Annotated in this window: 21 protein-coding genes; 8 read left to right on the top strand and 13 right to left on the bottom strand. The window is 72.3% G+C overall.

Annotated elements, in window-relative coordinates:
- Nucleotides 1-244: 244 nt before the first annotated feature.
- Both ACZ60J_RS11710 and ACZ60J_RS11705 read left to right on the top strand, forming a co-directional pair.
- Complete coding sequence (locus tag ACZ60J_RS11710; RefSeq protein WP_469680915.1) at nt 245-1,186, top strand: alpha/beta hydrolase; 942 nt, start codon at nt 245-247, stop codon at nt 1,184-1,186.
- Complete coding sequence (locus tag ACZ60J_RS11705) at nt 1,183-2,679, top strand: DHA2 family efflux MFS transporter permease subunit (protein WP_469680913.1); 1,497 nt, start codon at nt 1,183-1,185, stop codon at nt 2,677-2,679. Before ACZ60J_RS11710 ends, ACZ60J_RS11705 begins: the two co-directional genes overlap by 4 nt.
- Here ACZ60J_RS11705 and ACZ60J_RS11700 read toward each other — a convergent pair.
- Nucleotides 2,642-3,394: a TetR/AcrR family transcriptional regulator gene (locus ACZ60J_RS11700; protein WP_469680911.1), complete on the bottom strand. Its 753-nt coding sequence runs from the start codon at nt 3,392-3,394 to the stop codon at nt 2,642-2,644. The two genes, ACZ60J_RS11705 and ACZ60J_RS11700, sit on opposite strands and share 38 nt — an antisense overlap.
- 100 nt (nt 3,395-3,494) lie before the next feature.
- Between ACZ60J_RS11700 and ACZ60J_RS11695 the strand changes: the two genes are divergently transcribed.
- Nucleotides 3,495-3,761 carry a WhiB family transcriptional regulator gene (locus tag ACZ60J_RS11695; RefSeq protein ID WP_469680909.1) on the top strand — a complete coding sequence of 89 codons (267 nt, stop codon included), beginning with the start codon at nt 3,495-3,497 and terminating at the stop codon, nt 3,759-3,761.
- 43 nt (nt 3,762-3,804) lie between these two features.
- Here the strand turns inward: ACZ60J_RS11695 and ACZ60J_RS11690 are convergent, their stop codons facing one another.
- The 6 genes from ACZ60J_RS11690 to ACZ60J_RS11665 form a co-directional block, all read right to left on the bottom strand.
- Nucleotides 3,805-4,515, bottom strand: coding sequence for a hypothetical protein (locus ACZ60J_RS11690; protein ID WP_469680907.1), 711 nt, complete (start codon nt 4,513-4,515; stop codon nt 3,805-3,807).
- On the bottom strand, nt 4,512-5,687 hold the full coding sequence (locus tag ACZ60J_RS11685; RefSeq protein WP_469680905.1) for a WXG100 family type VII secretion target: 1,176 nt from the start codon (nt 5,685-5,687) through the stop codon (nt 4,512-4,514). The genes ACZ60J_RS11690 and ACZ60J_RS11685 overlap by 4 nt, the downstream gene beginning before the upstream one ends.
- The gene (locus ACZ60J_RS11680) at nt 5,680-5,991 is read right to left on the bottom strand and encodes a hypothetical protein (protein ID WP_274550396.1); all 312 of its coding nucleotides are present in this window, start codon (nt 5,989-5,991) and stop codon (nt 5,680-5,682) included. The genes ACZ60J_RS11685 and ACZ60J_RS11680 overlap by 8 nt, the downstream gene beginning before the upstream one ends.
- Before the next feature lie 107 nt (nt 5,992-6,098).
- Entirely contained in the window at nt 6,099-7,070 is a 972-nt protein-coding gene (locus tag ACZ60J_RS11675; protein WP_469680903.1) for an acyl-ACP desaturase, read from the bottom strand.
- A 167-nt stretch (nt 7,071-7,237) separates the two neighbouring features.
- A complete protein-coding gene (locus tag ACZ60J_RS11670; protein WP_469680901.1) occupies nt 7,238-7,486 on the bottom strand; it encodes a hypothetical protein in 249 nt (82 codons plus the stop codon).
- A gap of 71 nt (nt 7,487-7,557) precedes the next feature.
- Nucleotides 7,558-8,409: a helix-turn-helix domain-containing protein gene (locus ACZ60J_RS11665; protein ID WP_469680899.1), complete on the bottom strand. Its 852-nt coding sequence runs from the start codon at nt 8,407-8,409 to the stop codon at nt 7,558-7,560.
- A 213-nt stretch (nt 8,410-8,622) separates the two neighbouring features.
- On the opposite strand from ACZ60J_RS11665, the gene ACZ60J_RS11660 reads away from it, so the two are divergent.
- On the top strand, nt 8,623-9,090 hold the full coding sequence (locus ACZ60J_RS11660) for an ATP-binding protein (protein ID WP_469680897.1): 468 nt from the start codon (nt 8,623-8,625) through the stop codon (nt 9,088-9,090).
- A gap of 54 nt (nt 9,091-9,144) precedes the next feature.
- On the opposite strand, the gene ACZ60J_RS11655 is transcribed toward ACZ60J_RS11660, so the two are convergent.
- The 3 genes from ACZ60J_RS11655 to ACZ60J_RS11645 all read right to left on the bottom strand — a co-directional run bounded on the left by ACZ60J_RS11655 (nt 9,145) and on the right by ACZ60J_RS11645 (nt 11,975).
- The gene (locus ACZ60J_RS11655) at nt 9,145-10,785 is read right to left on the bottom strand and encodes an ABC-F family ATP-binding cassette domain-containing protein (protein WP_469680895.1); all 1,641 of its coding nucleotides are present in this window, start codon (nt 10,783-10,785) and stop codon (nt 9,145-9,147) included.
- 200 nt (nt 10,786-10,985) lie between these two features.
- Nucleotides 10,986-11,402 (bottom strand): spore wall synthesis regulator SsgD, encoded by a 417-nt coding sequence (ssgD, locus tag ACZ60J_RS11650; protein WP_383952908.1) that lies wholly within the window; start codon nt 11,400-11,402, stop codon nt 10,986-10,988.
- A 273-nt stretch (nt 11,403-11,675) separates the two neighbouring features.
- Nucleotides 11,676-11,975, bottom strand: a complete 300-nt coding sequence (locus tag ACZ60J_RS11645) for a YciI family protein (RefSeq protein ID WP_469680893.1) — start codon at nt 11,973-11,975, stop codon at nt 11,676-11,678.
- A 25-nt stretch (nt 11,976-12,000) separates the two neighbouring features.
- Here ACZ60J_RS11645 and ACZ60J_RS11640 point away from each other — a divergent pair, with 25 nt between their 5' ends.
- Complete coding sequence (locus ACZ60J_RS11640; protein ID WP_469680891.1) at nt 12,001-12,681, top strand: endonuclease V; 681 nt, start codon at nt 12,001-12,003, stop codon at nt 12,679-12,681.
- Nucleotides 12,682-12,707: 26 nt separating this feature from the next.
- On the opposite strand, the gene ACZ60J_RS11635 is transcribed toward ACZ60J_RS11640, so the two are convergent.
- The 3 genes from ACZ60J_RS11635 to ACZ60J_RS11625 form a co-directional block, all read right to left on the bottom strand.
- Nucleotides 12,708-13,913, bottom strand: coding sequence for a saccharopine dehydrogenase family protein (locus ACZ60J_RS11635; protein WP_469680889.1), 1,206 nt, complete (start codon nt 13,911-13,913; stop codon nt 12,708-12,710).
- A gap of 142 nt (nt 13,914-14,055) precedes the next feature.
- Entirely contained in the window at nt 14,056-15,678 is a 1,623-nt protein-coding gene (locus ACZ60J_RS11630; protein ID WP_469680887.1) for a hypothetical protein, read from the bottom strand.
- Nucleotides 15,679-15,954: 276 nt separating this feature from the next.
- Nucleotides 15,955-17,484, bottom strand: a complete 1,530-nt coding sequence (locus ACZ60J_RS11625; RefSeq protein ID WP_469680885.1) for a PKD domain-containing protein — start codon at nt 17,482-17,484, stop codon at nt 15,955-15,957.
- 326 nt (nt 17,485-17,810) lie between these two features.
- Here ACZ60J_RS11625 and ACZ60J_RS11620 point away from each other — a divergent pair, with 326 nt between their 5' ends.
- The 3 genes from ACZ60J_RS11620 to ACZ60J_RS11610 all read left to right on the top strand — a co-directional run bounded on the left by ACZ60J_RS11620 (nt 17,811) and on the right by ACZ60J_RS11610 (nt 20,535).
- Entirely contained in the window at nt 17,811-18,224 is a 414-nt protein-coding gene (locus ACZ60J_RS11620) for an MmcQ/YjbR family DNA-binding protein (protein ID WP_469680883.1), read from the top strand.
- A 104-nt stretch (nt 18,225-18,328) separates the two neighbouring features.
- Nucleotides 18,329-19,510 (top strand): CaiB/BaiF CoA transferase family protein, encoded by a 1,182-nt coding sequence (locus ACZ60J_RS11615; RefSeq protein WP_469680881.1) that lies wholly within the window; start codon nt 18,329-18,331, stop codon nt 19,508-19,510.
- Nucleotides 19,510-20,535: an LLM class F420-dependent oxidoreductase gene (locus ACZ60J_RS11610; RefSeq protein ID WP_469680879.1), complete on the top strand. Its 1,026-nt coding sequence runs from the start codon at nt 19,510-19,512 to the stop codon at nt 20,533-20,535. Before ACZ60J_RS11615 ends, ACZ60J_RS11610 begins: the two co-directional genes overlap by 1 nt.
- The last annotated feature ends 7 nt before the right edge of the window (nt 20,536-20,542 follow it).

Below are 20,542 nucleotides of genomic sequence, written 5' to 3'. Positions count from 1 at the left end.
CGGATCCTCCGGGGGCTGACCGGCGCGGACGGGTCATCAAAGTCCCTGATGGCGAAGGAAGTTCGTCCCGGTTTGTGAATCCACATCGTCTACCTTCGTCGATGGGGGCGGCCGCGCCCGGATGCCTGCCCACGTGATCTCTCCATAACAACACGAACGGTCGTGCTAATATTTTTCCATCATCCTGACCCGCCAGCTCCGTCTGGCCACTCTGAGGAGATCCGGAGAACCGGGCATGCACCCCATGGCTTCACTCCTGAGCACCACCCTCAACATCACCGCCCGGGTCGCCCCGGGCCCGGTCGGGCGGGTGGCCTTCGCGCTGTTCGTGCGGCCGCTCGGCCGGCCGAAGGTGAAGCCGGGCGAGGCCGGGGTCATGGCACGGGCCGTGACCGGGCGGCTCGTCGTGGACGGGATACCCGTGACCACGTACCGATGGGGCGACGGCGAGCGGCCGGTGCTCATCGTGCACGGCTGGACCTCGCGCGCCTCGCGCTTCGCTGCGTTCGTCGAGGCGCTGCTGGCCGAGGGCCGGACCGTGGTCTCCTTCGACGCACCCGGTCACGGCGCGTCCGGCGGCCGGGCCACCACCATCCTCCGGCAGCGCGAGATCATCCGCCGACTGCGGGCGCAGTACGGGGAGTTCTCGGGCGTCCTGGCCCACTCCTTCGGGGTGCTGTCCACCTTCTTCGCGCTGCGGGACGGGATCCCGGCCGACCGGATCGTCGGGATCGGATCCATCGCCGACTTCGGCTTCCTCACCGAGCGGTTCCGTGCGCTGCTGGGCGTGAACCAGGCCGTCGAGGACGCCATGCGGCGCCACATCCAGCTCCGGCTCTTCCCGGGCGAGCCCGGCATCTGGCCCCGCTTCGACGCGTGCCACCACCCCGAGGAGATCCCCGCGGAGATCCTGCTCGTGCACGACGCGGACGACGACACCGCGGCCCCCACCCAGTCCCGCGCCATCGCGGCGGCCTACGGGGAGCGGGCCCGACTGATCGAGACGAGCGGACTCGGCCACCGCCGCATCCTCCTCGACCCGGAAGTCGTCGCGGCCGCCGTCGAGTTCCTGAACGCACCCCCGTCGCAGACCCCTGCGCTGACCTCTGCTCAGACCCCTGCCCAGCCCCACTCGCAGACCCTCGCGCCGAGCCCGGCCGCCGAGAACGCAGGAGCCACCCGATGACCTCCACCCGTCCCGAACCCGGCGCACCCGCGCCCGTCGCCGCCTCGGCCTCCGCGCAAGCGTCCGCCGCGCCCGGCTCCCCTACCGTGCCTGCCCCCGCACCCGCCCCCGCCCCCGCATCCGGCCCCGGCGGCGGGCAGGTGCTCCTGCTGGCCAGCGCCGTCACCTTCCTCGCCTTCCTCGACTCCACCGTCGTCAACATCGCCTTCCCCGACCTGCGCCGGGCCTTCCCCGAGGTGTCGCTGGCCCGCCTGACCTGGGTCGTCAGCGCCTACGCCGTCCTGTTCGCCGCCCTGCTCGCCGCGGCCGGCCGGCTCGCGGACACCCTGGGCCGCCGGGCCCTGTTCCTCGGCTCGACCCTCGCCTTCACCCTGACCTCGCTCGCCGCCAGCGCGGCCCCCACCGCCGAGCTGCTCATCCTGGCCCGCGCCCTCCAGGGAGCGGCCGCCGCCGGGATGATCCCCGCCGCGCTGGGCCTCGTACTCGCCCACACGCCGCCCGCCCGCCGGGCCGCCGCCCTCGGAGCATGGTCCGCGGCGGGCGGACTGGCCGCCGCCGTCGGCCCGAGCATCGGCGGACTCCTCGTCGAGTGGTGGGACTGGCGCGCGATCTTCCTCATCAACGTCCCGCTCGGCCTCGCCGTCGGCTGGGTGGCCGCCCGCGTCCTCCCCAAGGAGCCGCGCACCGGCCGCCGGCTCCCCGACCCCGTCGGTACGACGGCCCTCGCGCTCGGCATCGGGGGAGTGGTGGCCGGGCTCTCCCAGGGCACGGAGTGGGGCTGGACCGACCCCAAGGTGCTCGTGCTGGTCATCGGCGGGGCCCTGGCGGGCACCCTCGCACTGCGCCGTTCGCGCAGTCACCCCGCCCCGGCCGTCGACCGGGACCTGTGGCGCGACCCGCTGTTCGCCCGTGCCAACATCGGGGCCCTGCTCTTCGGCGTCGCCATGTACGCGTGGCTGCTGATGGGCCCGTCCTACCTCGTCGAGCGCTGGGACTACTCGGCCCTGCAAGCCGGCGTCGGCGTCACGCCGGGCGCCCTCCTCGCCATGGCGGCCTCGCTCTTCGTGGGCCGTCGGGTTCCCCACCGCCTCCACGGGGCCGCCGTCACCGTCGGATCGCTGCTCTTCGCCGCCAACGCCCTGCTGCTGTGGGGGTGGGTCGCGGAGTCCACCTCGTACGTCCAGATCTTCCTGCCCGCCGCGCTCCTCGGAGGTCTCGGCATCGGAGCCGTGATGACCGCGCTCTCGACCACGGCCTCCGCCGGACTCCCGCCGCAGCGCTTCGCGGCCGGTACCGGCCTGCTGATGACGGCCCGCCAGCTCGGCGGGGCGCTCGGAGTCGCCGGTGCGGCGGCCCTGCTGACCGGGGGCGGCCCCCACGAGGACTGGCACGGGATCTTCTTGCTGATCGCGCTCGCCGCGCTCGCCGCGGCGGTCGCGGGAGCCACGATGCGGCTCAGCGGTCCGACGAAGCCGAAGCGGCCGGGAGACTGACGGCCGGTGCGTCGCCGACGGAGAAACCGGCGACCGGGAAAGCGAGTACGGGCGGCCGCTCCGGGAGTTCCTCCGGGGCGGCCGTCGCCGCGCGCAGCCGGGCCAGGATGCCCCGCGCGGCACGGTCGTAGGCCGTGGTGTCCTCGTGCAGCACGGAGTGCGCGTTGGCCAGCTCCATCATCGCCATGATCTCGAAGGCGAGCTGTTCCACGACATCGGCACCGGCATCGGATTCGGCATCGGTCGCGGCCGCGTCACGGAACCCGCCGGCAAGCCGGGCCTCGTCGAGCAGCCGCTCGACGTACCGCGTCCAGGCGGCGCGGGTCCTGGCGATCTCGTCGTGGACGGGCCCGGGGCGCGAATCGAACTCGGCGGCGGCGGAGTAGAAGAAGCAGCCGCCCGGGAAGACCCGGCGGCCGGAGTAGTCGATCCAGCTCTCGCACAGCCGCCACACCTTGGCGATCCCGGCGGGCTCGTCCCGTACGGGACGCACGACCTCCTCGACGAAGACGTCACGGGCCGCCTGCACGGTGGCGAGCTGCAGCTCCTCCTTGGATCCGAAGAGGGCGAACACGCCGCTCTTGCTCAGCCCCAGTTCCGTGGCGATCTTCCCCAGGGACAGCCCTTCCAGGCCGTCCATCGAGGCGGTGCTCATCGTCCGTTCCAGGACGGTCCGCCGGGTCTGGTTCCCGCGCTCCACGCGTCCGTCTGCCATACCGTCATGGTACCGAAGTCATCGCACGCACGGTCGTTCACTCTGCGCTGTTGATCAGGCGTTGATCGGACGTCCATCACGAGCGGACAGGCTCTGCGGCATGTCGATGAACACCACCGCTACCGATACCGCCACCACCACGGCCGGCGCCGCCCCGGCCTGGTACGAGCTCGCCCTCTGCGCCCAGACGGGCCCGGGCTTCTTCTTCCCGGAGCCCGGCTCCTCGCTGCGCGACGCGAAGCGGCTGTGCGGGGCCTGCGAGGGCCGCAAGGCCTGCCTGGACTACGCCCTGACCAACGACGAACGCTTCGGAGTCTGGGGCGGCCTGTCCGAGTCCGAGCGCCAGGCCCTGCGCCGCCGGCCCTGACCCGGCGTACGGTCCCCGGCCGCGCCGCCCCCGACGGGCGGCGTCACCCCAGCAGTTCCAGGATCCGGGAGGTCCCGGCGCCGCACTGCGGCCCGGGCGGCCGGGGCCCGGGATCGGCGAAGGCGATCGTGTGCGCGACCGCCTCCAGGATGGCGGCGTACGCACCGGCGTGCTCGGTGGCCGCGCTGGTGAGGTCGAGCAGGAACAGGTGGCGTCCCTCCGGATGGGCCGTGACGGCCCTGGCCTGGAACAGCCCACGGCCGGTGCCGGGGGCGGGCACGATCCCGCAGACCAGGGCGCACGGCAGGCCCGATGCCAGGTCGACGATGCTGCGCGTCGCGCCGCTTCCGGGTGTCGACCGGGCGAGGGCCAGTGCCGTACGCGCCACACCCGCCGCGGCGCCGGCTGCGGACCCGGGCTCTTCGGCGGGCCGGACGGAGAGGGAGAACAGCGAGGTGGAGACGGACTCGGGCCCCTCGGGGTGGAGGCCGACCGCGGTGTGGACCAGGTGCAGGCCGGGTTGACCGGCGAGCTCGTCGAGGCGGTCCATCAGCAGCCCGAGTTGCGACCCCGCACCCGCTCCGGCGGCCGGACCGGCAGTCGAACCGGCGGCCGCGTCCGTGCCGTCGCCAAAGCCGGCCAGGCCCTCCAGGACCGCGGCGACCTCCTCCAGGGCGTCCCGGTCCCCGGGGCCGATGTCGTGGAACCCGGGAGGCAGCCGGAACCAGACGGGCGGGACGGCGTGGTGCGTCACGGCTGCACCAGCGTCCAGAGGCGGGCCGACTTGGCGGCCGTGGACGGGCCGTCCTCCACCACGAGGCGGGTGCCGTCCACCGCCGTGGAGCCGCGGTCCACGGCGGCGTCGTCACCGGTGTAGTCGGCGGCGGCCGTGGCCGCTCCGGTGCCGGCCACGGCCACCCCCACCCGCTCCCTGACCTCGGGCGTCGACGACCGCAGCGCCCATGCCGTGAGCGGGCTCTCCACCTTCCGGAGCTCGTCCGCCGTGTTCCACGTCGTGCGGGCGAAGGCACCCGCGCCCGGGGACACGCCCGCCAGGGCGCCGGCCTCCGGGACCGCCATGGCCGCGCGGGCCGCGACCGCACCGGCCCGCGCACCCGAGGCGACCGCTGCCACGCCCGGAACGGCGCCGAGGCCGTCGCCGAGCAGGGTCACGCCGTTCTTCCAGAACGCGGCGTCGAACTTGCCCCGGGTGAAACCCTCGGTCAGCGGCTTGCGGAAGCCGGGGTCCGCGAGGTGCGTGGTCAGGGCGGCCAGCGAGAGCCCGCCCGCGACCAGCATGACCGCCATCCCGGCCGGCGGGAAGAAGAGGGCGATGCCCGCACCGGCGGCTCCCAGGATGGCCGCGGCGTTCGAGAGGGCGTCGGCCGGATCCTCGACGATCTTGTTCCAGACCGACTCCAGCACCCCGGGCTCCTTCGGAGCCAGCCGCTCCGCCGTCGCGGTCAGCGTGCGCGCCACCCTGCGGGCCGCCGCAGAGTGCTCCGAGGCCAGTTCACGGGCCACCCGGCGGGCGTCGGTGAGGGCCTCCTCGGTGGTGGCGGCGGCGGCCAGGGAGGCGTAGCGGGAGGCCAGGGTGCGGTGCGCGGCCAGGGTGTCGTGCCAGCCGGTCAGCCCGCGCGCGGCCTCCGCCAGGGAGGTGTGGGCGGCGTGGAGGTGGCGGGGGAGCTCCCGCGACAGCGAGGCGCGGAAGGCGGTGGCGGCTTCGCCCTGCCAGGCCGAGCTGTGGGCGACCAGGGCGTCGACGACGCGGGAGGTCTCCGCGAGGCGGTCCGCCGAGGAGCGGAGCTTCTTCGCCAGGGTCCGCACCGCGTCCGGGCTCCCCGGGGCCGGGTCGAAGCCGAGCGCGGAGAAATCGGCTGCGGGGGAGCCGGGCGCGGGGGAACCGGTCACGGGAGCGTCAGTCACGGGCGGACGCCGCCTGCCGGAAGGCCGCGCGGATGGCCTCGTCGAGCTCCGCGTACTCGGCGGCGCTGCGGCGCACGCCCTCCCGTACGGTCTTGATCCGCCCGGCGAGCTCCTTGGTGCCGTGGCCCCATCTTTCCTGGAAGCCGTCGCACGCCGCGTCGAGGTCCGCCGTGCCCAGCTGGTCGGCCCGTACGTGGTCCAGCTCCCGCCGGGCCTCGCGCAGCGCGGCCAGCGAGGTGTCCAGGGCGTTGGTGAGGCGGGCCAGCTGGTCGATCTCGACCTGGAGCGGCGTCATGGCGGTCATGACGCGAAACCCTGGCAGAGCGGGACTCTGCCAGGGCAATCCCCGTCACCCGCCCGAGCGAGCGGAAACCGGTCAGGTCGGCGGGCGGGCGCGATCGGGCGGGGCGGTCAGCCCTTGCGGGCGGCGATGCGCGCCGCGCGGGCGGCCAGCCGCTCGTCGAACTTGCGGGCCTCGGAGTCCAGGCCCGCCATGAAGAGACCCAGCTCCTCCTGGGCCTTCTGCCCGTCGGGGCCGAGGCCGTCGATTTCCATGATCTTCAGGAAGCGGATCACGGGGCTCAGCACGTCGTCGTGGTGGATCCGCAGGTTGTAGACCCCGCCGATCGCCATCTGCGCGGCCATCCGCTCGAAGCCGGGCATCCCGTGTCCGGGCATCCGGAAGTCGACCACGACGTCCCGTACGGCCTGCATCGTCAGGTCCGGGGCGATCTCGAAGGCCGCGCCCAGCAGGTTGCGGTAGAAGATCATGTGCAGGTTCTCGTCCTGCGCGATGCGGGCCAGCATGCGGTCGCAGACCGGGTCGCCCGACTGGTGGCCGGTGTTGCGGTGCGAGATGCGGGTCGCGAGCTCCTGGAAGGCGACGTACGCCACGGAGTGGAGCATCGAGTGGCGGTTGTCGGACTCGAATCCCTCCGACATGTGCTGCATCCGGAATGCTTCGAGCTTGTCCGGGTCCACGGCGCGCGAGGCCAGCAGGTAGTCGCGCATGACGATGCCGTGACGGCCCTCCTCGGCGGTCCAGCGGTGCACCCAGGTGCCCCAGGCGCCGTTGCGGCCGAAAAGCGAGGCGATCTCGTGGTGGTAGCTGGGGAGGTTGTCCTCGGTCAGGAGGTTCACGACGAGCGCGATCTTGCCGATCTCGGTGACCTTGGACTGCTCCGGGTCCCAGGCTTCGCCGTCCTCGAAGAAGCCGGGGAAGTTGCGGCCGTCGCTCCACGGGACGTACTCGTGGGGCATCCAGTCCTTGGTGACCTTCAGGTGGCGGTTGAGTTCCTTCTCGACCACCTCTTCCAGCGCGAACAGCAGCTTGGCGTCCGTCCACGCCTCCGAGCTGCCGAGGTGGGGAGAGGTGATCGTCACGGGTACTCCTGGGTGCAAAGAAGACTTACCTACGGTTCCGTAGCCTACGGAGTCGTAGGTTAAGCGCGACATCAAGACCAGCCAAGCCCCAGCGGGACTTCTGTCCGGCTACGTGCCGTTATCCATGCAGTTCGAGAGGGGTGCGGGGTGGCCTGAAGGGACTAAAGTCACGCCAGGAGGTGGTCCGCCGCTCCCGCCTTGACGGCCGAGATCAGCGCACGGAGCGCATCGATCGAGTCGGTGACGTAGGCGGCGGAGCCGGTGGTTCCGATGTACGCCTTCCCCTCGGCGTCCCGGCCGAAGCGGAAACAGTTCGCCCCCTCGCTGCAGAACGCCTCGTCCCAGGCGATGGCGGCCGTCTCCGGCGGGGTCGCCGGGGCGGGCCGGGTGCTCGGGGTCGTGCTCGTCGTGCCCATGTCGTTCTCTCGTCTCCTCGTCGGATCCGGTCAGGTGGTCAGTCAGCCGGTCGGCGCCTGGTCGGGCCCGGTCAGAGGGTCTGCGCGACGGCGCGGATGAAATCGCGGGACGCGCGGGCCGGCAGCGCCAGGGAGCGCAGCCGCTCCAGCAGGCCCCGGTAGCGGAGCAGCTTCATCTGCGAATCCAGCAACATCGAGCCGTGCGAACTGTCCAGCTGCACGGTGTCGAGTTCGCTGATCGTGGCGGCCGCGTACGTGAAGGACTGGCCGGCGCCGGGGAAGCCGCCGGCGGTGAACGGAATCACGCGCACGGTCGTACGCGCCCGCTCCGACTGCTCCAGTATGTGTTCGAGCTGCGCCCGGGCCACCTTCGGACCGCCGAACTGCATCCGCAGCGCGGCCTCGTGCACCACCGCCTCGTACAACGGCGGTGCCTCGCGGGCGAACACCTGCTGGCGGTGCATCCGCAAGGCGAGCCGCGCGTGCAGGTCGGGCTCGGGCAGCGGGGGATCGGCGGTGTCGAAGACGGCCCGCGCGTGCGCCTCGGTCTGCAGCAGCCCCGGGATGTGCGTGGTGACGGCGGTGTGCAACGCGACGGAGTGGTGCTCCAGTTCGCAGATGTCCAGGAGTGCGGGCGGCAGCATCCCCCGGTGCTGCTCCCACCACCCCTTCTCCCGCTCCTGGGCCATGGAGGCGAGCAGGTCGACCAGCCCCGTGTCGGGGCAGTCGTAGGTGAAGGCGAGGGTGCGGACACGCTCGGCGCCGATGGCGATCCGGCCGGATTCGATGTTGGGGATCCTGGTGCGGTCCACCCCCATGAGCGCCGCGGCCTGCTGCACCGACATGCCCGACTGCTCGCGGAGTTTGCGCAGCTCGGATCCCAGGCGCTGCTGGCGTGCGGTCGGTGTGCTCCTCGGTGGCACAGGTCCCCTCTCCTCCGGTCGGGGGCAGGCGGGAGCGTGCGCGCGAGTCCGGAAATGCCATGAGAAAAGATGAAGTGGTCGTACAAGTAGTAGCACTGTGCACCACGTTGCGCTACGGTCAGTAGCGCAAGTTTCACACGGGGCGATGTCCAGCTCTTGTTCGACCCCGCGGCCACCAGCGAAATCAGCACCTCAGAACCTTGGAGCAGCACGATGACGGGCACTCTCCGTGGCCTGCGGTCGGTCCACGAGTTCCGGCAGGCCCCGCCGGGGGCGGAGAAACTGAGCTACTCCATAGGCCTGCCGGGCGGGGCCCACAGCGCGGGCAGTGCCCGGGGCGCCCTGCGGTCCCTGCTCGACCGGCACGGACTGCCCGACCTGTGCGACAACGCGGCCCTGGCCGCCTCCGAACTCGTGGCCTGCGCGCACCGGTTCACGCCCGACAAGGAGATGGTGCTCAAGGTCCGCTGGCAGTTCGACGCGCTGCGGATCGTGGTCTTCGACCAGCACCCGGCGCACTCCTCGCCCGAGGCGAGCGAGGAGTGCCGGCGCCGGCGCAGCCGCGGGATGTGGCTGCTGTCGGCGGTGGTCGAGGCCTGCGGCGGGGACTGGGGACTCACCCCGGTGCTCACCCCGATGGGCGGCACCAAGTCCTGGGCCTTACTGCCCCTGCCGCGCTAGCGCGTGCACCCGCAGCTGCAGGCACCCGCACGTGCAGGCACCCGCGAGCGCGGGTCACCCCTGCCACAGCGACCGGTGGACCTCCTCGGCCGTCGTCGGCCGCAGCCCGTCGTCGAGCAGCAGCCACCGCGTGATGCCGATCGACTCCAGGAACGGCACGTCATGGCTCGCGACCACGAGCGCCCCTTCGTAGGAATCCAGGGCATCGGTCAACTGTCCTACGCTCGCCAGGTCCAGGTTGTTCGTCGGCTCGTCCAGCATGAGCAGCTGCGGAGCCGGCTCCGCGAGCAGCAGCGCCGCCAGCGTCGCCCTGAACCGCTCGCCGCCCGACAGGGTGCCGGCCGGCCGGTCCGCCCGCGCACCCCGGAATAGGAAGTGTGCGAGCCGCGCCCGGATCAGGTTGTTCGTCGCGTGCGGGGCGAACCGCGCCACGTTCTCCACGACCGAGCGATCGTCGTCCAGCACGTCGAGCCGCTGCGGCAGGAACCGGGCCGGGACGTGGGTCACCGACTCGCCCGACAGCGGGGCCAGTTCCCCCGCGATCGTGCGCAGCAGCGAGGTCTTGCCCGAGCCGTTGGCCCCCACCAGCGCGATCCGCTCCGGACCGCGCAGCTCCCACTCGCCCTCGACCGGGGCGCCGTGGACCGGGTGCAGCGCGCTCAGGGTGAGCACGCGGCGGCCCGGCGGGACCTGGGTGGCGGGCAGTTTGATCCGGATCTCGGCGTCGTCGCGCACCGCCAGCTCCGCCTGGTCGAGGCGTTCCTCCGCCTCCGCCAGCTTCTCGGTGTGCATGATGCGGTGCTTGCCCGCCGACTCCTGCGCCGCGCGCTTGCGGGCACCCATGACGATCTTCGGCTCGCGCTTGGTGTCGTACATCTTCTGGCCGTACCGCTTGCGCCGGGCCAGTTTGGCGTGCGCCTGCGCCAGTTCGCGCTTCTGCCGCTGTACGTCGCCCTCCGCGACCCGGACCATCCGCTCGGCCGCCTCCTGCTCGGCCGCAAGCATCTCCTCGTAGTCCGTGAAGTTGCCTCCGTACCAATGGAGTTCGCCGTCGCGCAGATCGGCGATCTGGTCGACCCGGTCCAGCAGTTCCCGGTCGTGGCTGACCAGGAGCAGCACCCCGGACCAGGATTCGACGGCCGCGTACAGCCGGCGCCGGGCCCGCAGGTCGAGGTTGTTGGTGGGCTCGTCCAGCAGCAGCACGTCCGGACGGCTCAGCAGCAGGGCGGCCAGCCGGAGCAGCACGCACTCCCCGCCCGACAGTTCGCCGGTGGTGCGGTCCAGCCCGATCCGGCCGAGGCCGAGCTGGTCGAGCGTGGCCAGGGCCCGCTCCTCCACGTCCCAGTCGTCGCCGACGGCCGTGAAGTTGGCCTCGGTCGCCTCGCCCGCCTCGATGGCGTGCAGGGCGGCCCGGGTGGTGTGGACGCCGAGCGCCTCGTCCACCCGCAGGGAGGTGTCGAAGGTGACGGTCTGCGGAAGCTGGCCGACGGTGCCGGCGACGGCCAACTGGCCTTCGCTCGGTGTCAGTTCCCCGGCGATGAGCTTGAGCAGCGTGGACTTGCCGCAGCCGTTGCGCCCGATCAGGCCGGTACGGCCGGGGCCGACGGCCAGCTGGAACCCGTCGAAGACGGGGGTTCCGTCGGGCCAGTCGAAGGACAGGTCGGAGCAGGTGATGAACGTCGGAGCAGGGCTCATGGAGGCCTCCAGGTTGCGTGAGTGGTGAGTGCAACGCGGGGGAGACACAGGGGACCGCGGGTAGGGGCGGTGGTCGGTGTCTCGGACCTCAGAGGAACAACGTCCTGCTCCGTTTCGACGGCGATGGGGCGTCTACGAAGCTACGGCGCGGCCGGAGCCGGGGCAAACGAATTAAAACGAACCGGAGCGAGGGGGGCGGCTCAGCAGGAGTCGCGCATCAGCTCGGCGAGGCTCTGGTCCATGTCGAGGTACAGGTGCTCCAGGCCGGGCGGCACGATCGTCGAGGCCCGCTCCAGGAAGCGGTGCAGCTCGGCCGTCACCATCAGCACGATCGCCACCCCCTCGGGGGCGTGGAACTCCACGGTGGTCCGGTCGGCGTCGTACGGGCGCACGCGCACGTCCCCGCAGCCGGCCGGGCGGTCCAGCCCGTACTCCAGCAGCTCCCGAGAGAACGTCCACGAGACCTCGACGCCCTCCAGGGTCGCGGGCGCGGGGAAGGCCATGCGGACGGCGAAGGGATCCGACCGGTCGTAGCAGAGCGTGACGGGCACGGTGTCGACCTTCGGTGCGGTGGCGACCAGTCGGGCCTGCACGGCCTGCTCGATGACAGTGATCAAGGCTCGCTCCCTTGCGGCGGATCTCGTGCCGGACCGCGGGGTGGGGGCCCGGCAACGGGATAGACGCGCGTGGCGGCGAATCCGTGCACACGACCTGGAGTGAGCTGTGTCACCGAATGGCCTGAACGCGCCTGTGCGATCGCACAGGGTGACGGGTGGCGCGGGCCTCCGGGGCCTCTCCGCAGGCCCCGGAGTGTCCGCAGTACGGCTGGTTTCCGCTCACTCCACAGGCCCAAGGTGGGCTCCGCACCCCGTCCGCGGACCAGCGACGGCCTAGACGACGGGGCTCTCCCGCACCGTCGCCAGGTCCGACGAGGTCTTCGTCGCGAGGAACTCGGTGATGCGGTACGAGCAGACCCCCGCCACCGTGAAGGGATCCCCGGCCGCGATCCTCTCGATCTCCGCGCGGGACACCCCGCCGGCCAGGATCACACCCCCGTCCCGCGGGACCTTGCGGCCCGAGGCGAGGAAGATGCCCGCGGCGTAGTAGCCGTCCAGCCAGGCGATGTGCGCGTCCATCTCCTCTTCGACGGCTTCGACGGGCGCGGTGTAGGTGAGCTCCATGACGAACATGATCGCCAGGCTACTCTCGCCCACTATGACGAGTGCGAAGATCCCCGCCGACGATGCCGGAGCCAAGGCGATACAGGACGAACTGCGCGGCCGGGTCGTCCTGACCGAGACCGGACCCCCGCCCGGCGAAGGGCTCGTCGCGGGGGTGGACGTGGCCTACGACGACGAGCGGGACCTGGTGGCCGCCGCGGCCGTCGTCCTCGACGCCGCCACGCTGCGGGTCGTCGAGGAGGCCACCTCCGTCGGCCGCGTCAGCTTCCCCTACGTACCCGGGCTGCTCGCCTTCCGCGAGCTGCCGACCGTGCTCGCCGCGCTGGAGTCGCTGAGCGTCACGCCCGGTCTGGTCGTCTGCGACGGCTACGGGCTGGCCCACCCGCGCCGCTTCGGGCTCGCCTGCCACCTCGGCGTGGTCACCGGGCTGCCCGCCATCGGCGTCGCGAAGAACCCGTTCACCTTCACGTACGAGGAACCGGGCGACCGGCGCGGGGACCTCTCCCCGCTCCGCGCGCCCGACGGCGAGGTCGTCGGGCGGGCGCTGCGCACGCAGGACGGGATCAAGCCCGTGTACGTCTCGGTGGGCCACCGGGTCTCCCTGGACAACGCCTGCGCGCACGCCCTGGCGCTGAGCCCGCGCTTCCGGATCCCGGAGACCACCCGGCACGCCGACTCCCTGTGCCGGCGGGCCCTGCGCGAAGCCACCGCGTAGGGCGTGGCGGCACGGTCGGAGGCGGCTCAGTCGGAGGCGGCCACCCGGAAGCGGATGCCCGCCTTCTGGAGCCGGTCCAGCAGGGCGTCGCCCATCGCCACGGCGGTGGTCAGCTGGCCGGACAGCTCGGGCAGGGCGTCGTAGGCGAGGCAGAGCGCGGACTCCGCGAACATCTTCGCGGTCTCCCCGTACCCCGGGTCGCCGCCCGAGACCTCGGTGAACACCCGGCGGCCGCCGCCCTCGCCCACGAACCGCACGCTGAACCAGCTGCGCGCCCGCCGCTCCGCGTCCGGGCCCTGGCCGGGCTCCCAGCGGTTCGCCAGCCACTGCCGCACCGGCGGGATCTGCGCGAGGGCGGCCACCCCGCCGACCGCCGCCGTACCGCCCACGGCGACGGGCAGGTGCCGTACGGAGGCGTAGTGCCGGTAGCGGAAGTCCGGGCCGTACCGCTCCAGCGCGGCCGCGGACCGGGCCACGACCTGGACGTCCAGGACGGGCAGCGGCAGGGCCCAGGTGCCGGTCTCCCGGCTGAAGCGCGGTGCGCCCACGGGCACGCGCACCCGGCGGCCCGGCCGGCGGGGCTCGTGCATCCGGCGGGCGCGGGCGGCGGCCAGGTTCTGCGGTCCGCGGCCCAGCGCGGTGAGCACCGTGGTGAAGGTGCCGCCCGAGAAGAGGGCGTTGGAGCGGACGAACGCGTCCACGGTCAGCGGGACCCCGGCCGGCAGCTGTCCGACCGTGAAGTACGCCCCGAGGTCGGCCGGGACGGAGTCGAAGCCGCAGGCGTGCACGATCCGGGCACCGCTCTCGCGGGCCCGCGCGTCGTGCTCGACGTACATCCGGTCCACGAACTCCGGCTCGCCGGTCAGGTCGAGGTAGTCGGTGCCGGCCGCCGCGCAGGCCGCCACCAGCGGGGCCCCGTACAGGACGTACGGCCCCACGGTGGTGGCCAGCACCCGGGTGGAGGCGGCCAGTTCGCGGGTCGCCGCGGCGTCCTGGGCGTCCGCGCGCAGCAGCGGCAGGTCCGCGCAGCGCGGGTCGAAGGCGGTCAGCCGCTCGCGCAGCCGCTCCAGCTTCGCGAGGTCGCGCCCCGCGAGGGCCCAGCGGCAGTCCGCGGGGGCGTGCGCCGCGAGGTACTCGGCGGTCAGCGCCCCCACGAACCCGGTCGCCCCGAAGAGCACGAGGTCGTACTCCCGTTCCGCGGTGCGCGGTTCGTGCCGGCCAGCTGCGTTCATCGGGAGCCTCCCAGACGGTGTCGGTGGAGGCCGAGGCTAGCGCGTGCCCGCGGTACGCCGGACAGCGCCCCGGCACCGGCGGGGGCCAGTGCCGGGGCGCTGTCGTACGGCCGGTGCCGGCCGCCTTCACCGCTTGACGGGATCAGAAGTCGTCGTAGAGGCCGAACATGTCGACGACGACGTCGATGTTGCGGTCGCTCTCGTTGAAGAGGTCGACGATGCCGTTGTAGCCGGTGCTCGCCTGGACCAGGTTCGGGACGGTCTTGCCGGGCGTGAAGTTCAGCGTCGAGGAGTTGGGAGCGCCGGGCGCGCTCGCCCAGCCGCCTTCGTACGCCTCCTTCGAGTTGGGGTCCGGCGCGACCGCGAGGAAACCGGTGTCCTTGGGATTGGTCACCGTGGTGTTCATGACGAAGGCCTTGACGCTCGGGTATGCCGTGCTGAGCTTCATGTAGATGTACCAGCGGCCCTGCAGCGGGCCGTGCTTCCAGAGCTCGGGGTCGCGGGTGTCGATCCGGCGGAACGGCTTGAACGGCACGTACGCGGCCTGGCTGGCGGGGCTGTAGTAGCCGACGACGTCGATGATGACGTCGGTGCCCTTCCAGCTGCCGTTGCGGATCTTGATCTTGCCGTCGGCGCCGATGGGGACGATCACCGAGTTGGCGATGGTCTGGCCACCGCTGAAGTTCAGGTTGGACGAGACGGGGGCGGCCTTGCCGCTCGGGTAGACGGTCAGGTGGCCGGCGTCCTTCGGGTTGGTCACCGTCACGTTGAGCGCGACCGCGGTGGCCCCGGTGGGGACGTAGCCGCCGCCGATCATCGTGGCGCTGAAGGTTCCGTAGCCGCCGATCTGGCCCTTGCGGACGCCGAGCCCCGTGCGGGTGTCGACGTGGCGCGTCGGGTCGATCGCCGTGTAGCCGCTGGCGGCGGACCGGGTGAAGTAGCCGGTGACGTCGGCGATCAGGTCGACCGACTCCCAGCCGCCGTTGTAGAGCTCGACGTAGCCGTCTGCGCCGACCGGGACGATGACCAGGTTGGGGACCGTCTGGCCGGGCTCGTAGTTGAGGTTCGAGGTCGTCGGACGCTCGGTGCCCGAGGCGAAGGCCGTGACGTGGCCGCCGCTCTTGGTGTTGGTGACGGTGACGTTGAGGGCCACCGCGGTCACACCGGCCGGGATCTTCTCGTAGCCGCCGACCTTGACCCGCGTGGAGGTGTACGGGGCGACCCTGTTCGCGCCGGTACGGGTGTCCAGCAGGCGGGTCGGGGTGTACGGGGTGAACTCGGACCCGTCCGTCGTGACCGTGACCGTGTTCTTGACGGAGGTGCCGGCGACGGTGTCCGCGACGTCGACGGTGATGACGTACGTGCCCACCTCGTCGTAGGTGTGCTGCAGCGACCTCGCGTCGGAACCGGTGGCGTCGTAGCCGTCCGTGCTGCCCTGGTCGCCCCAGTCGATGGTGACAAAGAGGGACTGGCTGCTGCTCTCGGCCGTGACGTCAGCGGCCAGGACGATCCCATGCGCACTGGTGGTCTCGGCCTTCAGCCCGACCTTGTAGCCCGGATCGGCGGCCTGAGCCTGCGCGGATCCGGCGGCCTTGGCCTTGGGGGCCGCCGGTTCGGTGCGGTCGGCGGGGCTGGCGAACTTCTTGGAGTCCCTCGCCTCGGCCAGGTCCTGCTCCACGTCGGGAGCTTCGAGCCCGTGCCCCTTGTTCGGTGCCGGTGCCGGTGCCGGGTCGGCCGCGTGGGCCAGACCCGGGATGAGCGACATGCCTGCCGCGAGGATGGTCGCGGATGCTACGAGTCGGCGATGAGACACCGAGCCCCCCCCAATGTCGTGTGTGTGCCGGCCCCGAACGGGGGCCGGAGGACCCGCCGGGCCTCCCTGGGCCCGCGGGGATGCCGTACGGCGGGCCCTCCCTGGCCCGGTGTACGGCGGGTGGCGCCACGGGGGAGCGGCCTGGACGGCCGCGCCCCGGGGCACCGTGATCCACTGCAGCACCGGAGGGCGGCCGTGTCGGGCCGCCCTCCGGTGCCCAGGGGTGGATCAGTTGTCCATGTAGATGCCGAAGATGTCGACGATGAGGTCGATGTTGGCGTCGCTCCAGTTGAAGAAGTCGAGGACGCCGGTGTTGCCGCGGCCCGCCTGAACCAGGTTCGGGACGGTCTTGTCCGCGGTGAAGTTCAGGTTCGACGAGGTGGGGATCGGCACCTCGATGTTGGTCCCGTTCTCGTAGTCCGCGATGGTGTTCGGGTCCGGGGCGACCGCGAGGAAGCCGGTGCCCTTGGTGTTGGTCACCGTGGTGTTCAGGACGAAGCCGGTGGTGTTCGGGTAGCCGTCGCCGAGTCCGAGCGCGCTGTAGTAGCGGCCGGGCAGCGGCTTCTTGGCTTCGCGGGTGTCCTTCACGCGCTCCGGCGTGAAGGGGAGGTACGCGCTGACGCTGTCGGGGCTGTAGTAGCCGACGACGTCGACGACCACGTCGGTGGGGTTCCAGCCGCCGTTGCGGATGCTGATCTTGCCGTCGGCGCCGATGGGGACGATCACCGCGTTGGCGATGGTCTGGCCGGTGGTGAAGTTCAGGTTGGACGCGTTCGGCGCGGCCTTCCCGGCGGGGAAGACGGTCAGGTGGCCGTCGCTGCGCGGGTTGGTGACCGTCACGTTGAGCGCCACGGCCTTGGCCCCGGCGGGGACGCCGCGGTTGCCCGCGATCTTGGTGGTGATGGTGCCGTAGCCCGGGATCTGGCCCTTGCGGGCGCCGAGACCTTCCCGGGTGTCGACGTGCCGCTCCGGGGTGATCCCGGTGTAGCCGCTGGCGGCGGACTGGGTGAAGTAGCCGGTGATGTCGGCGATCAGGTCGACTCCCAGCCAGGTGCCGTTGTAGAGCTCGACGTAGCCGTCGGCGCCGACCGGCACGATGACCTGGTTGGCGACCGTCTGGCGGGGCTCGAAGTTGAGGTTCGAGGTGGTCGGACGCTCGGTGCCCGAGGCGAAGGCGGTGATGTGGCCGGGGCTGAAGGTGTTGGTGACGGTGACGTTGAGGGCCACCGCGGTCACGCCGGCGGGGATGGTGCCGAAGCCGCCGACCTTGACGCGTGCGGACTTGTACCCGAGGACCGGGTTCCCGGCGGTACGGGTGTCCAGCAGACGGGTCGGGGTGTACGGGGTGAAGTCCGAGCCCTCGGTGGTGATGGCGAGGGAGTTCTCGGCGGAGACGCCGTTGAGGGCGTCGGTCACCTTGACCTTGACCGTGTACGTGCCGACCTCGCGGTACACGTGCTCCACGTGTGCCGCTTCGGTGCCGTGGGCGTTCGCCGTGTCGGACGTACCGTCGCCCCAGTCGATGCTGAGCTCGACGTCGACGTCCGCGCTGGTGACGCCCATGCTCAGTTCGAGCGAGTGGGCGTTGAACGTGGTGCCGTGCAGGGCCACCGCGAGGTCCGGGTTGCCTTCGGAGGCGGCCAGCTTGCCGGCCGCCTTGCCCTTGCCGGCGGCCGGGACCTTGACCGAGCGGTCGGCCGGGCTGTCGAACTTGGTGCTCTTGGCCTCGATGGCCGAGTCCAGATCGGGCTTGGACACCCCCTGCACCTTGCCCGGCGCGGAATCGTCGGCGTGCGCGAGCCCCGGTATGAGCGAAATGCCTGCCGCGAGGATGGTCGCGGATGCTACGAGTCGGCGATGAGACACCGAGCCCCCCCAAATGTCTGTGAGCCCTGGAACAGGGCTGAAAGCCAGCTCAGCCTACAGACCCCCCGGCGGGTTGATCACCTGGGTTTATCTGTTTGCGTTTGCACTGATTGGGGCCTGTGGTCCGATTCCTCCGGCCTCCTCGCCGTCGGCCGGTCTAGCGTGGGTCAAGGAGGGTCCGTACGAGCGGTCGGGGCCCGCGGCGCGTGGAGGTCCGTATGAAGCCCGGGGTGCGCAAGTGGGAAGCGGTACGGGAGTTCGCCCTGGGGTTGCCGCACGCGCGGGAGGAGTTCCCGTGGGGACGTGAGGACTGCGTGGTGAAGGTCAACAAGAAGATCTTCCTCTTCCTCGGGAACGCGGACGGCCCGTCGCCCGGGATCTCCGTGAAGCTCAAGGACGAGGCGCTGCACGGTCACGCCATGACCGCCCCCGGCGCGGAGCCGACCGGATACGGGCTGGGGAAGGCCGGCTGGGTCTCCGTACCGCTGGGGGAGAAGGGGGCGCCCTCCACCGAGGTGCTGTGCGAGTGGGTGGAGGAGAGCTACCGGACCGTCGCGCTCAAGCGGGACCTCAAGGAGCTCGACGCCCGGGCCGCCGGGCCCGACTCCGAGGGAAACGCGGCAACCGGCTAAGCGCTTGCTCTTGTGCTCGGTGGGCCAGCTTCCTAGCATCACTGGTGTTACATCAGTTGTGTCACACAGTGGCGGCAGTGGTGCCACCGGATGCTGGGGGCTCGATGGCAGTGACAGGGAACGCGGCGGGGAACGGGCCGGGGAGCGGCGGAGGCCCGCTCGTGGGCGTGCGCGTCGTCGAGCTGGCGGGCATCGGGCCGGGCCCCTTCGCCGCCATGCTCCTCGCCGACCTGGGGGCCGACGTGGTGCGGGTGGACCGCCCCGGCGGTGGCGGGCTGGCCGTGAACCCGGCCTACGACATCACCAACCGCAACAAGCGTTCCGTCCTCGTCGACCTGAAGTCCGCCGACGGCCCGGCCCGCGTACTGGACCTGGTCGAGCGCGCCGACGTGCTCATCGAGGGCTTCCGCCCCGGGGTCGCCGAACGGCTCGGCGTGGGCCCGGCCGACTGCCACGCCCGCAACCCCCGGCTCGTCTACGGCCGGATGACCGGCTGGGGCCAGGACGGCCCGCTCGCCCACACCGCCGGGCACGACATCGCGTACATCGCCGTCACCGGCGCCCTCGGCATGATCGGCAACCCGGGCGAACCCCCGGCCGTCCCCGCCAACCTGGTGGGCGACTACGCGGGCGGCTCGCTCTACCTCGTCATCGGCGTCCTCGCCGCCCTCCAGCACGCCCGCACCCCCGGCGGCACCGGGCAGGTCGTCGACGCGGCCATCGTCGACGGGACCGCGCACCTCACCGCCATGATCCACGGGATGATGGCGGCCGGCGGCTGGCAGGACCGGCGCGGGGCCAACCTCCTCGACGGAGGCTGCCCCTTCTACGGCAGCTACGAGACCTCCGACGGCGGCCACATGGCCGTCGGCGCCCTGGAGCAGCAGTTCTACGACACCTTCGTGGAGCTCCTCGGCATCAAGGAACAGGCGCCCGCCCGCAAGGACCTGGCCCGCTGGGGCGAGCTCCGCGAGGCGGTCGCCGCGCGCTTCAAGTCCCGCACCCGCGAGGAGTGGACGGCCGTCTTCGCGGGCACCGACGCCTGCGTGGCGCCCGTGCTCTCGCTGCGCGAGGCGCCGCACCACCCGCACCTGGCCGCCCGCGGCACCTTCGTCGAGGCCGCCGGGATCACTCAGCCGGCCCCCGCGCCCCGCTTCTCCGCGACCCCGGCCGGCGTCGTGGGCGGCCCCGCGCTGCCGGGCGCGCACACGGAGTCCGTGGCCGCCGACTGGGGCGTGCCGGGGCTGCTGGACAAGGAGCCGTCGGGGAAGGAGCCCGACGCCTGATGGAACTCTCGATGATGCTCGACTACTCCGCCGACCCGCGCCGCGCCGCCGACGCCGCGGCGGAGCTGGAGGCCGCCGGGCTCGACGCCGTGTGGGTGGCCGAGGCCTGGGGCTTCGACGCCCCGACGATCATGGGGTACCTGGCCGCCCGCACCGAGCGGATGAAGATCGGCTCGGCCATCCTCAACGTCTACTCGCGCACCCCCGCCCTCATCGCCCAGACCGCGGCGGGCCTGGACGCGATGTCCGGGGGCCGGGCGATGCTCGGCCTCGGGGCTTCGGGCCCGCAGGTGGTCGAGGGCTGGCACGGGAAGCCGTACGACAAGCCGATCGGCCGGACCCGCGAGACGGTCGAGCTGTGCCGCCGCATCTGGCGCCGCGAGACCATCGACCACCACGGCATCACCGACATGCCGCTGCCCGCGGAGAAGGGCGGGCGGCACGGCAAGCCGCTGAAGATGCTGACCCGGCCGGTCCGCGCGGACATCCCCGTCTACGTGGCCTCGCTCGGGCCCGCCAACGTGCGGATGACGGCCGAGATCGCCGACGGCTGGCTGCCCACGCTCTTCGTGCCGGAGAAGGCCGGCGCCGTGTGGGGGAGCGCGCTCGCCGAGGGCGCGGCCCTGCGCGCGCCGGAACGGGGCCCGCTGCGGACGGTGGCGGGCGGACTGCTCGCGATCGGCGAGGACGCGGCGGAGCTGCGGGACCTCGCCCGCCCGCAGATCGCCCTGTACGTCGGCGGCATGGGCGCGGTCGGCAAGAACTTCTACAACGACCTGGCCGTCGCCTACGGGTACGGGGAGGAGGCCCGGAAGATCCAGGAGCTCTACCTCTCCGGCCGCAAGCGCGATGCCGCGGCCGCCGTACCGGACGAACTGTGCGAGCTCACCACGCTGTGCGGACCCGAAGGGTACGTGCGCGAGCGCGTCGAGGCCTTCCGGGAGGCCGGGGTGACCGTGCTCAACGTCACTCCCGTCGGGCCCGACCCGGCCCGGCTCGTCGAGACCGTCAAGAACTGGCTCTAGGAGGCCC

It is taken from the genome of Streptomyces sp. NPDC104226 (genome assembly GCF_055584085.1).
This window is presented reverse-complemented; position numbering and strand designations above follow the sequence as displayed.